General features: G+C 59.9%; 10 protein-coding genes. 9 read left to right on the forward strand and 1 reads right to left on the reverse strand.

Annotated elements, in window-relative coordinates; all coding sequences use genetic code 11:
* Positions 1 to 200: transposase (locus tag KGB06_RS18765; RefSeq protein WP_317849395.1), on the reverse strand; the 200-nt coding region annotated here is incomplete at its 3' end.
* Between the two features lie 319 nt (positions 201 to 519).
* Here KGB06_RS18765 and rpsF point away from each other — a divergent pair.
* The 9 genes from rpsF to KGB06_RS18810 all read left to right on the forward strand — a co-directional run bounded on the left by rpsF (position 520) and on the right by KGB06_RS18810 (position 13,715).
* A complete protein-coding gene (gene rpsF, locus KGB06_RS18770; protein ID WP_003217491.1) occupies positions 520 to 942 on the forward strand; it encodes a 30S ribosomal protein S6 in 423 nt (140 codons plus the stop codon).
* 28 nt (positions 943 to 970) lie between these two features.
* Complete coding sequence (gene rpsR / locus KGB06_RS18775) at positions 971 to 1,201, forward strand: 30S ribosomal protein S18 (RefSeq protein WP_002551829.1); 231 nt, start codon at positions 971 to 973, stop codon at positions 1,199 to 1,201.
* Between the two features lie 36 nt (positions 1,202 to 1,237).
* Positions 1,238 to 2,131 carry a hypothetical protein gene (locus KGB06_RS18780; RefSeq protein WP_223518425.1) on the forward strand — a complete coding sequence of 298 codons (894 nt, stop codon included), beginning with the start codon at positions 1,238 to 1,240 and terminating at the stop codon, positions 2,129 to 2,131.
* Between the two features lie 19 nt (positions 2,132 to 2,150).
* Positions 2,151 to 2,597: a 50S ribosomal protein L9 gene (gene rplI / locus KGB06_RS18785; RefSeq protein WP_003197251.1), complete on the forward strand. Its 447-nt coding sequence runs from the start codon at positions 2,151 to 2,153 to the stop codon at positions 2,595 to 2,597.
* A gap of 109 nt (positions 2,598 to 2,706) precedes the next feature.
* Entirely contained in the window at positions 2,707 to 4,101 is a 1,395-nt protein-coding gene (gene dnaB / locus KGB06_RS18790) for a replicative DNA helicase (protein ID WP_223518428.1), read from the forward strand.
* A 194-nt stretch (positions 4,102 to 4,295) separates the two neighbouring features.
* Complete coding sequence (locus KGB06_RS18795) at positions 4,296 to 6,599, forward strand: YgiQ family radical SAM protein (RefSeq protein WP_223518430.1); 2,304 nt, start codon at positions 4,296 to 4,298, stop codon at positions 6,597 to 6,599.
* A gap of 375 nt (positions 6,600 to 6,974) precedes the next feature.
* Positions 6,975 to 10,250, forward strand: coding sequence for a DUF2126 domain-containing protein (locus KGB06_RS18800; protein ID WP_223518432.1), 3,276 nt, complete (start codon positions 6,975 to 6,977; stop codon positions 10,248 to 10,250).
* Between the two features lie 88 nt (positions 10,251 to 10,338).
* The gene (locus tag KGB06_RS18805; RefSeq protein WP_223518442.1) at positions 10,339 to 12,825 is read left to right on the forward strand and encodes a circularly permuted type 2 ATP-grasp protein; all 2,487 of its coding nucleotides are present in this window, start codon (positions 10,339 to 10,341) and stop codon (positions 12,823 to 12,825) included.
* On the forward strand, positions 12,825 to 13,715 hold the full coding sequence (locus KGB06_RS18810) for a transglutaminase N-terminal domain-containing protein (RefSeq protein WP_223518445.1): 891 nt from the start codon (positions 12,825 to 12,827) through the stop codon (positions 13,713 to 13,715). The genes KGB06_RS18805 and KGB06_RS18810 overlap by 1 nt, the downstream gene beginning before the upstream one ends.
* Positions 13,716 to 13,755 lie beyond the last annotated feature (40 nt).

Genomic DNA, 13,755 nt, shown 5'->3' on the forward strand with positions numbered 1-13,755 from the left:
CCCGCTAGCGTCGAGCCTGCACGTTCTTTCCTGACCTGCTCGACCCAGCGGCGCAACGCAGTAGGGCCGATATCGAAGTTGGCGCAGACCTCAAGAATGGGCTGGTCTTCATCAAGCACCATGCTTGCAGCATTGAGCTTGAACTCGCTGGAATAGGACTTTCGCATCATCATGCACACCTTAGATTTGGGCGCCATCATAGCGCCCTATTGATGTGTCCAATTTCATTAGGCCAGATCAGCCTGCTCGCGAATGCGGAGTAACATTCGGCATCAATGTTGAATGTCAGGCCCCCATCGCGAGCAGGCTCGCTCCCACAGTGTTTTGTGTTTGGGTGAAGATGGGTGGTTGTTCAAATAATCACCAATTGCCTTGCACCTCTCCTGTCCCTTCTCTACAATTGCGCCCCTTGCTGTGACGGCAGGCACGCATGTGTCTATCGCAAGCAAGTCCATAAGTGTCATTCACTCCTTGTCTGACCGCTTTTGAGCGGCAGGCTACAACCCGTAAGGAGCATTCATGCGTCATTACGAAATCATCTTTTTGGTCCACCCGGATCAAAGCGAGCAAGTCGGCGGCATGGTTGAGCGTTACACCAAGCTGATCGAAGAAGACGGCGGCAAAATCCACCGTCTGGAAGATTGGGGCCGTCGTCAACTGGCCTACGCAATCAACAATGTTCACAAGGCTCACTACGTGATGCTGAACGTTGAGTGCACTGGCAAGGCCCTGGCCGAGCTGGAAGACAACTTCCGCTACAACGATGCAGTGATCCGTAACCTGGTCATCCGTCGCGAAGAAGCCGTTACCGGCCAATCCGAGATGCTCAAGGCTGAAGAAAACCGCAGTGAGCGCCGTGAGCGTCGCGACCGTCCTGAGCACGAAGGCGCTGAAAGCGCTGATAGTGATGACAGCGACAACAGCGATAACGCTGACGAGTAATCCACGGACCTTTTGAGGAGCCTATTACATGGCACGTTTCTTCCGTCGTCGTAAATTCTGCCGCTTCACCGCTGAAGACGTGAAAGAGATCGATTACAAAGATCTCAACACTCTGAAAGCTTATGTATCCGAGACCGGCAAAATCGTTCCAAGCCGCATCACCGGTACCAAAGCACGTTATCAGCGTCAGCTGGCCACCGCTATCAAGCGCGCCCGCTTCCTGGCCCTGCTGGCCTACACCGACAGCCACGGCCGCTGAGACCGGGCAGTCGACACGTAGCAAAGGATTGAATGCATGCGCGCCATAGCTGAGTTCATTATGCGCGGCCGCATGCAGGCCACTCTCGTAGTGGCTGGATGCGTAACATTGCCGTTGTTGTATTGGTTGGGTGCTGCCGCTGGATGCCTTGTGCTTCTGCGGCGCGGATTGAAGGACGCCCTTGGCGTTCTTGCCCTGGGAATGCTGCCAGCGTTGATCTGGTGGCTTTACTCGGATGACCCTCGGGCACTTCTGGTGCTGTTGGGTTCTTCGAGCCTTGCGTTGGTTTTGCGCGCAAGCGAATCCTGGGTCCGCGTGCTGCTGGTCAGCATAGCGATGGGAGTGGTGTTTTCAGTGGTGCTGGGGGCGACTTTTGCTCCTCAAATCGAGATGCTGGCGCAGGCTTTGATAAAAGTCATGCCGTCGCTACTTGGTGATGTCTACGAGAAGTTATCGGTAGACGAGCAAGCGCATTTTGCGTCCCTGATTGCACCGGTCCTGACCGGCCTGATTGCGGCCTTGTTGCAAATCGTCAGTGTGCTGAGCCTGCTTGTCGGGCGCTACTGGCAGGCGTTGTTGTACAACCCGGGCGGTTTTGGTCGCGAGTTTCGCGCCATCCGATTCCCGCTTTTGCCAGCGATGTTGCTGCTGGCGTGCATGCTTCTGGGGCCGAACTTCGGTCCACAGATGGCCATGTTAACGCCGTTGTGCAGCGTACCGCTGGTGTTCGCCGGGCTGGCCCTGATTCACGGGCTGGTGGCGCAAAAGCGATTGGCCAGGTTCTGGCTGGTGGGGTTGTACGTCACGCTGTTGCTGTTCATGCAGCTGATCTATCCGTTGCTGGTGGTCTTGGCCATCGTCGACAGCCTGATTGATTTTCGCGGTCGTTCGGCACCGAAAGATGCCGATAACGCGAACGGTGAAGGTTAAAAGTTAAGAGGATTTTCACATGCAACTGATCCTTCTGGAAAAAGTCACCAACCTGGGCAACCTGGGTGACAAAGTGAACGTTAAGGCTGGTTACGGTCGTAACTACCTGCTGCCTTACGGCAAAGCTACCGCTGCGACCGCTGCCAACCTGGCTGCGTTCGAAGAGCGTCGCGCTGAGCTGGAAAAAGCCGCAGCAGACCGTAAAACTTCGGCTGAAAGCCGTGCCGCCCAACTGGCTGAGCTGGAAGTGACTATCACTGCCACCGCCGGTGACGAAGGCAAGCTGTTCGGTTCGATCGGCACCCACGACATCGCTGATGCACTGACCGCCTCTGGCGTTGAAGTTGCAAAAAGCGAAGTTCGTCTGCCGAACGGCACCATCCGCAACGTAGGCGAATTCGACGTAGCCGTGCACCTGCACGCCGAAGTTGAAGCCACCGTACGCGTTGTCGTGGTAGCAGCTTAAGTAGTACTTGTCGGCTGGCACCCTCGGGTGCTTGCCGGTAACATCGGGCACGATCCTGTTTACAGGTCGTGCCCTTTGTCTTTCTGATTCCCCCTAATTCCAAGTGGCCATGAACGATATCTCCGCACCCGAGCAATACGATCTGCAAACCGCTTCCCTGAAGGTGCCGCCGCACTCCATCGAGGCCGAACAGGCCGTGCTCGGTGGTTTGATGCTGGACAACAACGCCTGGGAGCGCGTGCTCGATCAAGTGTCGGATGGCGATTTCTATCGACATGACCACCGCCTGATTTTCCGAGCGATCGCCAAGCTCGCCGACCAGAATTCGCCGATCGACGTCGTGACCCTTGCCGAGCAATTGGACAAGGAAGGTCAGACCTCGCAAGTGGGCGGTCTCGGTTACCTCGGCGAACTGGCGAAAAACACCCCGTCCGTCGCCAACATCAAGGCGTATGCGCAGATCGTTCGTGCGCGGGCGACGTTGCGACAGCTGATCGGCATCGCCACCGAGATTGCTGACAGCGCCTTCAACCCGGAAGGCCGCACGGCAGAAGAGATTCTCGATGAGGCGGAACGGCAGATCTTCCAGATCGCCGAGGCCCGGCCAAAAACCGGCGGCCCGGTGAGCGTGAATGACCTGCTGACCAAGGCCATCGACCGCATCGATACCTTGTTCAACACCGACAACGCCATCACCGGCCTGTCCACCGGTTACACCGACCTCGACGGGATGACCAGCGGCCTGCAGCCGTCCGACCTGATCATCGTCGCCGGCCGTCCGTCCATGGGTAAAACCACGTTCGCGATGAACCTGGTGGAAAACGCCGTGTTGCGCAGCGACAAATGCGTCCTGGTTTACTCGCTGGAGATGCCAGGTGAATCGCTGATCATGCGTATGTTGTCGTCCCTGGGTCGTATCGACCAGACCAAGGTCCGGGCCGGTCGCCTGGATGACGACGATTGGCCGCGCCTGACCTCGGCGGTCAACCTGCTCAACGACCGCAAGTTGTTCATCGACGATACGGCCGGTATCAGCCCCTCGGAAATGCGCGCGCGAACCCGTCGGTTGGTGCGTGAACACGGCGATGTCGCCCTGATCATGATCGACTACCTGCAATTGATGCAGATTCCAGGTTCCGGCGGCGACAACCGGACCAACGAGATTTCCGAGATCTCCCGTTCCTTGAAGGCCCTGGCCAAGGAATTCAACTGCCCGGTGGTGGCGTTGTCCCAGCTCAACCGCTCCCTGGAGCAACGGCCGAACAAACGCCCGATCAACTCCGACCTCCGGGAATCCGGAGCGATCGAGCAGGATGCTGACGTGATCATGTTCGTTTACCGGGATGAGGTTTATCACCCGGAAACCGAGCATAAAGGCATCGCCGAAATCATCATCGGTAAACAGCGGAACGGCCCGATCGGCACGTCACGACTGGCGTTCATCGGCAAGTACACCCGCTTCGAAAACCTCGCGCCGGGTAGCTACAACTTCGACGACGAATAAAAAACCTGTGGGAGCGAGCCTGCTCGCGATAGCGGTGTGCCAGACAACATCAATGTCGACTGACACACCGCTATCGCGAGCAGGCTCGCTCCCACATGGGTTGTCCGCAATTTCCGACCATAGCCGTCGGAATTGGTTATTTTTTGTGCTATATTCCGCGCCCGCGATTTTTCATCTCAACACCGGTCATCGTCATGCAAACAGCCAAGCCGTTATTTGACTATCCCAAGTACTGGGCCGAATGCTTCGGTCCAGCGCCATTCCTGCCGATGAGCAGGGAGGAGATGGATCAGCTTGGCTGGGATTCCTGCGACATCATCATCGTCACCGGTGATGCGTACGTTGACCATCCGTCGTTCGGCATGGCGATCATCGGCCGGCTGCTGGAGTCGCAAGGCTTCCGCGTCGGGATCATTGCCCAACCGAACTGGCAGTCCAAAGACGACTTCATGAAGCTCGGCGAGCCGAACCTGTTCTTCGGTGTCGCGGCCGGCAACATGGACTCGATGATCAACCGTTACACCGCCGACAAGAAAATCCGTTCCGATGACGCCTACACCCCTGGTGGCATGGCGGGCAAACGTCCGGATCGCGCGAGCCTGGTTTACAGCCAGCGCTGCAAGGAAGCCTACAAGAACGTGCCAATCGTTCTCGGTGGTATCGAAGCCTCCCTGCGCCGCATCGCTCACTACGATTACTGGCAGGACCGGGTTCGCAATTCGATCCTGATCGACGCCTGCGCCGACATCCTGCTTTATGGCAACGCCGAGCGGGCAATCGTCGAAGTCGCCCAGCGTCTTTCTTATGGTCACAAGATCGAAGACATCACTGACGTGCGCGGCACCGCGTTTATCCGTCGTGATACGCCGAAAGACTGGTACGAAGTCGACTCCACGCGTATCGACCGTCCGGGCAAGGTCGACAAGATCATCAACCCGTACGTGAACACCCAAGACACCCAGGCCTGCGCAATCGAGCAGGAAAAAGGTCCGGTTGAAGATCCGACTGAAGCCAAGGTCGTGCAGATCCTCGCCAGCCCTAAGATGACTCGCGACAAGACCGTGATCCGTCTGCCGTCGGTCGAGAAAGTCCGTGGCGACGCGGTGCTCTATGCTCACGCCAACCGCGTACTTCACCTGGAAACCAACCCGGGTAACGCCCGCGCGCTGGTGCAGAAGCATGGCGAAGTCGATGTCTGGTTCAACCCGCCACCGATTCCGATGACCACCGAAGAAATGGACTACGTGTTCGGCATGCCTTATGCGCGCATTCCGCACCCGGCGTACGGCAAGGAAAAGATCCCGGCCTACGACATGATCCGTTTCTCGGTAAACATCATGCGTGGCTGCTTCGGTGGCTGCACCTTCTGCTCGATCACCGAGCACGAAGGCCGGATCATCCAGAACCGTTCCGAAGAGTCGATCATTCGCGAAATCGAAGAGATCCGCGACAAGGTTCCGGGTTTCACCGGCGTCATTTCCGACCTCGGCGGCCCGACCGCGAACATGTACCGTATCGCCTGCAAGAGCCCGGAAATCGAATCCGCGTGCCGCAAGCCATCGTGCGTGTTCCCAGGTATCTGTCCGAACCTGAACACCGACCACTCGTCGTTGATTCAACTGTACCGCAGCGCCCGTGCCTTGCCGGGTGTGAAGAAGATCCTGATTGCTTCCGGCCTGCGCTACGACCTCGCGGTCGAGTCGCCGGAATACGTCAAAGAGCTGGTGACCCACCACGTCGGTGGTTACCTGAAGATCGCCCCGGAACACACCGAGGAAGGTCCGCTCAACCAGATGATGAAACCGGGCATCGGCAGCTATGACAAGTTCAAGCGCATGTTCGAGAAGTACTCCAAGGAAGCCGGGAAAGAGCAGTACCTGATTCCGTACTTCATCGCCGCCCACCCGGGCACCACCGACGAAGACATGATGAACCTGGCCCTGTGGCTCAAGGGCAATGGCTTCCGTGCCGACCAGGTCCAGGCGTTCTACCCGTCGCCGATGGCCACCGCCACCGCGATGTATCACTCGGGCAAGAACCCGCTGCGTAAGGTCACTTACAAGAGCGACGCCGTGACCATCGTCAAGAGCGAAGAGCAGCGCCGTCTGCACAAAGCGTTCTTGCGTTATCACGACCCGAAAGGCTGGCCGATGCTGCGTGAAGCGCTGACCCGCATGGGCCGGGCTGACCTGATCGGGCCGGGCAAGAACCAGTTGATCCCGCTGCATCAGCCGGCGACCGACAGCTACCAGAGCGCCCGTCGCAAGAACTCGACACCGGCCGGCAGTCACAAGGTTGCAGGGGAAAAGACCACCAAGATCCTGACCCAGCACACCGGCTTGCCGCCGCGTGCCAGCGATGGCGCTAACCCGTGGGACAAGCGTGAACAGGCCAAGGCGGCGGCGTTCGCCCGCAACCAGCAGGCGGCCAAGGAACGTAAGGATGCGGCCAAAGGCAAAGGCCCTAAACCCGCCCGCAAGCCGGTTGTACCGCGCTAAGCTGCGCATGAGCTGAACAGAACGCCAACCTTAGGGTTGGCGTTTTGCGTTTCTGAGTCACAGAAAACGGGGCGCCGGGCCGGAAGATGTGTTGGGGCAACTGGCCTCTTCGCGAGATCGCGCGCGGATTCTGTGTTCACAGCAGATCCCTGTAGGAGCGGGCTTGCCCGCGAAGAGGCCAATTCAGCCGCTACAAAACCCGACTGGCAGCCCCCCGCTCGCAACATTTGCGTGCAACTGCCCCCAACCAATTTCTCGCATCGCCCGATTTTGGTGCTGTACTGCCTCAAGCAAACGAAGAAAGCGCCAGCGTTGCCGCGATGGCATAAGTCTTGCGCGCTTTCGATAACGCTTAGGGCTCGCAGGAGGCACGCCGTGTCGATTCATGTCGCATTGCACCACGTCACACATTATCGCTACGACCGCGCTGTCGAGCTCGGTCCGCAGATCGTTCGCCTGCGCCCGGCCGCCCACAGTCGCACGCGGATCTTGTCGTATGCGCTGAAAGTCTCGCCCGAGCAACACTTCATCAACTGGCAACAAGACCCCCAGGGCAATTATCTGGCGCGGTTGGTGTTTCCGGAAAAAACCGATGAGCTGCGGATCGAAGTCGATCTGCTGGCAGAGATGGCGGTCTTCAATCCCTTCGACTTCTTTCTTGAGCCTTACGCGGAAAAGATCCCGTTCGCCTACGCCGCGGACGAGCGCAAGGAGTTGGCGCCGTACCTGGAAACCTTGCCCCTGACGCCGACGTTCAAGGCCTATCTGGATGGCATCGACCGCACGCCGCTGCCGAGCGTGGATTTCCTCGTCGCGCTTAACCAGCGCTTGAGCGAAGACATCGGTTACCTGATCCGCATGGAACCAGGCGTGCAGACGCCAGAACACACCCTCGAACAGGCCTCCGGGTCCTGCCGCGACTCGGCGTGGTTGCTGGTGCAACTGCTGCGTAACCTCGGGCTGGCCGCGCGCTTCGTCTCCGGTTACCTGATCCAACTGACCGCTGACGTCAAAAGCCTCGACGGCCCTTCAGGCACTGATGTGGACTTCACCGACCTGCACGCCTGGTGCGAAGTCTATTTGCCCGGTGCCGGCTGGATCGGCCTGGACGCGACCTCAGGGCTGTTTGCCGGTGAAGGCCACATTCCGTTGGCGTGCAGCCCCGATCCGGGCTCTGCGGCGCCGATCAGTGGCTTGGTGGAACCTTGTGAGTGCGAATTCACTCACGAAATGTCCGTGGAGCGGATTTGGGAAGCCCCGCGCGTCACCAAGCCCTACACAGAAGACCAGTGGCAGGCGATTCAGGCGCTGGGCCGACAAATCGATGCCGACCTGCTGGAGGACGATGTGCGCCTGACCATGGGCGGCGAGCCGACCTTTGTTTCCATCGACGACCCGGACGGCGCCGAATGGAACACCGCCGCGCTCGGGCCGGACAAGCGTCGACTGTCCGCCGAACTTTTCCAGCGCATGCGTAAACACTACGCCCCCAAAGGCCTGGTGCATTTCGGTCAGGGCAAGTGGTACCCCGGCGAGCAATTGCCGCGTTGGTCACTGAACTGCTACTGGCGTCGCGACGGTGTGCCGATCTGGCACAACAGCGCCCTTATCGCCGATGAGCAGGAAGACTACGGCGCTGATGGCGCACTGGCCGGGCGTTTTCTGGCGAGTGTCGCCGAACGGCTGAAGATTCCCACGCGCTTCGTGTTCCCCGCCTACGAAGACAATTTCTATTACCTCTGGCGCGAAGGCACATTGCCGCAGAACGTCAGCGCCGAAGACTCACGTCTGGAAGAACCGCTGGAGCGTGCGCGATTGCGCAAAGTCTTCAGTCAGGGGCTGGATAAAGTCATCGGTCAGGTTCTGCCGCTGGCGCGCACCGCCAAGGGTGATCAATGGCAAAGCGGTCGCTGGTATCTGCGTGACGAGCACTGCCGGCTGGTGCCGGGGGATTCGCCGCTGGGTTATCGCTTGCCGCTCGGCTCGCAGCCTTGGGTGAAAGCGGCAGAGTACCCGTTCATTCATCCCAATGATCCGAATCAGGATTTTCCTGCGCTGCCCGACACCATTGCATTAAACAGTCCGGGCACGTCGGCCGAAGCGGTTGAGCGCGAGCCAAAAATCGACGAGTCTGCCGACTGGCTAACGCGCACTGCGTTCTGCGCCGAAGCCCGGGAAGGGCGGTTGTACCTGTTCATGCCGCCGCTGGAGCGGGCCGAGGACTATCTGGAACTGGTCACCGCTATCGAGGCCACGGCTCAGGAACTGCATTGCCCGGTGTTGCTGGAAGGCTATGAGCCACCGAGTGATCCGCGCCTGAGCAACTTCCGCATCACTCCGGATCCGGGCGTGATCGAGGTCAATGTGCAGCCGTCAGCGACCTGGGATGAATTGGTCGAGCGCACCGAGTTTCTGTACGAAGAAGCGCGCCAGACCCGACTGACCACCGAAAAATTCATGATCGACGGTCGGCACACCGGCACCGGCGGCGGTAATCATTTCGTGTTGGGTGGCGCGACTCCGGCCGACTCACCGTTTCTGCGCCGTCCCGACTTGCTGCGCAGCCTGATTAGCTACTGGCATAACCACCCAGCCTTGTCCTACCTGTTTTCCGGACTATTCATCGGCCCGACGTCCCAGGCCCCGCGCGTTGATGAAGCGCGCAACGATGCGCTGTATGAACTGGAAATCGCTTTCGCTCAGATGCCAGAACCCGGCGAGGAATGCGCGCCATGGGTGGTGGACCGGCTGCTGCGCAATCTGCTGATCGACGTGACCGGCAACACGCACCGCGCCGAGTTCTGCATCGACAAGCTTTACTCGCCGGACGGTGCGACCGGACGCCTTGGATTGCTGGAATTGCGTGCGTTCGAAATGCCACCGCACGCGCGCATGAGTCTGGCTCAACAGTTGTTGTTGCGGGCGCTGGTGGCGCGGTTCTGGCGTGAGCCTTACGCGCCGCCGAAACTGGCGCGCTGGGGCACTGAATTGCATGATCGCTTCTTGTTGCCGCACTTCATTGAGCAGGATTTCGCTGATGTGATCGTTGATCTCAATGCGGCCGGTTATCCGGTCCGGGCCGAGTGGTTCGCCGCGCATCTGGAATTCCGTTTTCCCAAGGTCGGTGATTACGCGGTCAGTGGCATTGAACTGCAATTACGTCAGGCGCTGGAGCCTTGGCATGTGCTGGGCGAGGAGGGCGCGGTCGGCGGCACAGTGCGGTATGTGGATTCGTCGCTGGAGCGCTTGCAGGTCAAGCTCACCGGCCTGCCACCCCAGCGCTACTTGCTGACCTGCAACGGCGTTCCGGTGCCGTTGCAACCCACCGGGCGGGTCGGCGAGTTTGTCGCCGGCGTGCGTTTTCGCGCCTGGCAACCGGCCAACTGCCTGCAACCGACCATCCCGGTCCATGCACCGCTGGTGTTCGACCTGCTCGACACCTGGATGCAACGCTCGCTGGGCGGCTGCCAATACCACGTGGCCCATCCGGGTGGGCGCAATTACGACAGCCTGCCGGTGAACGCCAATGAGGCCGAGAGCCGGCGAATGGCGCGGTTTTTCCGCATCGGACACACGCCGGGGAAGCTTCCTGTGCCGAAGATGGAAATTAACGACGAGCTACCGATGACACTCGATTTGCGACGTTTCTAAATCGTACGCGACGCGCGGACTTTTCGTATATCCGGGTGTCATGAGCGTGCGTTAGTCTGACCGTTCTTTGCAGTCTGCCGAGCTTTCCATGCCTGATCTGCTTGATCGCTACCCGCTGACGGCGGGCACATATCACGAATTGCTCGACGACAGTGGTGGCGTACGCCCGCACTGGCGTCGGTTGATAGACCAATTGCAACGCAGTACGCCATCGCAGTTGGTGCAGCGTCAGGCCTTGTTGACCCGGCAGATCCAGGAAAACGGCGTGACCTACAACGTCTATGCCGACCCCAAGGGCGCAGACCGGCCGTGGGAACTCGACCTGCTGCCGCATGTGATTGCCGCGGATGAGTGGGCGCAGTTATCCGCCGGGATCGCTCAACGGGCGCGTCTGTTGAACGCGGTATTGGCGGATCTGTATGGCCCGCAACGATTGATCGCCGAAGGTCTGCTGCCGGCAGAACTGGTATTCGGTCACAACAACTTCCTCTGGCCCTGTCAGGGCATCAAACCGCCCGACGGGGCGTTTCTGCATCTGTATGCCGTCGATCTGGCGCGCACGCCCGATGGTCGTTGGTGGGTCACGGCGGACCGGACTCAAGCACCGTCCGGCGCCGGTTACGCTTTGGAAAACCGCACCATCGTCTCCCGGGCCTTTCCCGAGCTCTATCGCGATTTAAAAGTGCAGCATCTGGCCGGGTTCTTCCGCACGCTTCAGGAAACACTGGCTCGTCAGGCACCCCGCGATGATGAAGCACCGCTAATCGTGTTGCTCACGCCGGGACGCTTCAACGAAAGCTATTTCGAACACCTGTATCTGGCGCGTCAGCTCGGTTACCCGCTGGTGGAAGGCGGCGACCTCACGGTGCGGGATGCTACGGTCTACCTCAAGACCCTCAGCGGATTGCGCCGGGTTCACGCGATCATGCGCCGGCTCGATGATGATTTCTGCGACCCGCTGGAATTGCGCACCGATTCCGCATTGGGCGTACCGGGGCTACTCGAAGCCGTGCGACAGGGCTGGGTGCTGGTGGCCAATGCCCTTGGCAGCGGCGTGCTAGAGTCGCCGGGGTTGCTGGGCTTTCTGCCGAAGATCAATCAGTTCCTGTTCGGCGAAGAACTGCTCCTGCCATCTATCGCTACTTGGTGGTGCGGTGAGGCGCCGGTGCTGGCGCAAGCACTGGAAAAATTGCCGGAGTTGTTGATCAAACCCGCCTTCCCTTCGCAAAGCTTTGCGCCAGTGTTTGGCCGTGACTTGAGTGAAAAACAGCGCCTGGCCCTTGCCGCGCGCATGCAGGCACGTCCTTATGCCTATGTTGCGCAAGAAATGGCCCAGTTGTCCCAGGCGCCGATCTGGCAGGCCGAGGACGGTCAGTTGCAACCGCGTGCCATCGGCATGCGCGTGTACGCAGTGGCCAGCCATGACGGCTACCGGGTTTTACCGGGCGGCTTGACCCGAGTGGCCGCCGAGGCAGACGCCGAAGTGGTGTCGATGCAGCGCGGCGGTGCGAGCAAGGACACGTGGGTGCTGGGCGATCGACCGCCCAGCGGCGAGCAATGGAAAACCCAGCGCACGATTGGTGTGCATGACCTGGTTCGGCGAGATCCTTATTTGCCCTCGCGGGTGGTGGAAAACCTGTTCTGGTTCGGCCGCTATTGCGAGCGCTGTGATGACAGCGCACGACTGTTGCGGATCATGCTGGCGCGCTACGTGGATGGTGACGATCCGCAAGCCTTGCAGGCGGCTGTCGACCTCGGTGAACGACTGAACCTGTTGCCTGATGAAGGCGAGTTGCCAGAGCGCCTGTTGGCCGCATTGCTCGGCGAAGACTGGCCATTCAGTCTGCGTTCCAATCTGCAGCGCTTGCAGTGGGCGGCCTCGCAAGTGCGCGGCAAGCTCTCGCGGGAAAACTGGCAGGCGTTGGTGGAGTTGCAGCGCGAGGCCATGGAGCTGGAAACCGAAGAGCCGGATTTCGGTGAACTGCTGGATTTTCTTAACCGTCTGGTGATGTCGCTGGCGGCGCTTTCTGGCTTCGCCCTGGACGACATGACCCGTGACGAAGGCTGGCGTTTCCTGATGATCGGGCGGCGGATCGAACGCCTGCAATTTCTCAGCGGCAGTCTGGCAGCGTTTTTGCGCGGCGCCGGGGCCTTCGATCAGGCCAGGTTGGAATGGCTGCTGGAGTTGGGCAACAGCAGCATCACCTACCGTTCGCGGTATCTGGCGGTGGCGCAACTGCTGCCGGTGCTGGACCTGTTGCTGCTCGATGAGCAAAACCCTCACGCCGTGCTGTTCCAGTTGAAGCTGGTGACTCGAACCCTGAAACGCTTGAATGACGACTTTGGTGTGCCTCGCGAGGCGGGTTTGCCGCTGTTGGTGGAGCGACTGGCGCAATTCGATCTGGGTTGCCTGGAAAACGCTTTGTTCGGCGAAACCAGCGTCCGCGCCGCGCTCAATGGGCTGGCCGATTTACTGCAAGAAATCGCCGACGCCAGTGGGCAAGTGTCGGATCGCCTGGCCTTGCGCCATTTCGCCCATGTCGATGATGTCAGCCAGCGCACGGTGTCCGTCTGATGAGTGCTCACTACCAGATTTCCCACGACACCCACTATCACTATGACAGTCCGGTCTCTTTGGCCCAGCAGCTCGCGCATCTCTGGCCGCGGCCCTGCGCGTGGCAGCGCTGCACCGCTCGACGATTGCAGATCAGTCCCGACCCGACCGCGCGCCGGGATGAGCTGGATGTGTTTGGCAATCCGCTCACGCGATTGGCCTTTGAGCGCCCGCACGATGAGTTGCTGGTCAATGCCAGCCTCACAGTCGAAGTCCTTGCCCGGCCCACGCTGGATTTCAATCAATCGCCGGCCTGGGAAGACACCCGCAACGCGCTGACCTACAGCAGCCTGCCGCTGTCACCCGAAGTTCTTGAAGCCTGTCGGTATCGGTTCGAATCGCCTTACGTGCATTTGAAGCGCAACTTCGTCGACTTCTCCGAGAGTTGCTTTCCGGCGGGGCGGCCATTGCTGTGGGGTGTTCAGGCTTTGATGGAGAAGATCTTCAGCGAGTTCACCTTCGACGCCGAAGCGACCCAAGTGGCGACGCCTTTGGTGGAAGTGCTGGAGCGCCGACGCGGAGTCTGTCAGGACTTCGCTCACCTGATGCTCGCGTGCGTGCGTTCCCGTGGTCTGGCCGCTCGCTATATCAGCGGTTATCTGCTGACTCAGCCACCGCCCGGGCAGCCCCGGTTGATCGGCGCGGACGCGTCCCATGCCTGGGTCTCGGTGTTTTGCCCGGCGCTGGGATGGGTCGATTTCGACCCGACCAACAACGTACAACCGGCACTCGAACACATCACCCTGGCTTGGGGCCGGGATTTCTCCGATGTCTCGCCATTGCGGGGGGTGATTCTGGGAGGGGGCAATCATGACCCGGAAGTCAGCGTCACCGTGATGCCACTGGATTAACAAAGATCCACTGTAGGAGTGAGCCTGCTCGCGATAGCGA

It is taken from the genome of Pseudomonas sp. GL-B-19 (assembly GCF_019956415.1).
In the GTDB taxonomy this organism is placed as follows: Bacteria; Pseudomonadota; Gammaproteobacteria; order Pseudomonadales; family Pseudomonadaceae; genus Aquipseudomonas.

Excerpts from the sequence above, each read along its gene's own strand:
- KGB06_RS18805 (WP_223518442.1), top strand. The coding sequence starts at position 10,339 with ATGCCTGATCTGCTTGATCGCTACCCGCTGACGGCGGGCACATATCAC.
- KGB06_RS18780 (WP_223518425.1), top strand. The coding sequence starts at position 1,238 with ATGCGCGCCATAGCTGAGTTCATTATGCGCGGCCGCATGCAGGCCACT.
- dnaB (WP_223518428.1), top strand. The coding sequence starts at position 2,707 with ATGAACGATATCTCCGCACCCGAGCAATACGATCTGCAAACCGCTTCC.
- KGB06_RS18795 (WP_223518430.1), top strand. The coding sequence starts at position 4,296 with ATGCAAACAGCCAAGCCGTTATTTGACTATCCCAAGTACTGGGCCGAA.
- rpsR (WP_002551829.1), top strand. The coding sequence starts at position 971 with ATGGCACGTTTCTTCCGTCGTCGTAAATTCTGCCGCTTCACCGCTGAA.
- KGB06_RS18810 (WP_223518445.1), top strand. The coding sequence starts at position 12,825 with ATGAGTGCTCACTACCAGATTTCCCACGACACCCACTATCACTATGAC.
- rpsF (WP_003217491.1), top strand. The coding sequence starts at position 520 with ATGCGTCATTACGAAATCATCTTTTTGGTCCACCCGGATCAAAGCGAG.
- rplI (WP_003197251.1), top strand. The coding sequence starts at position 2,151 with ATGCAACTGATCCTTCTGGAAAAAGTCACCAACCTGGGCAACCTGGGT.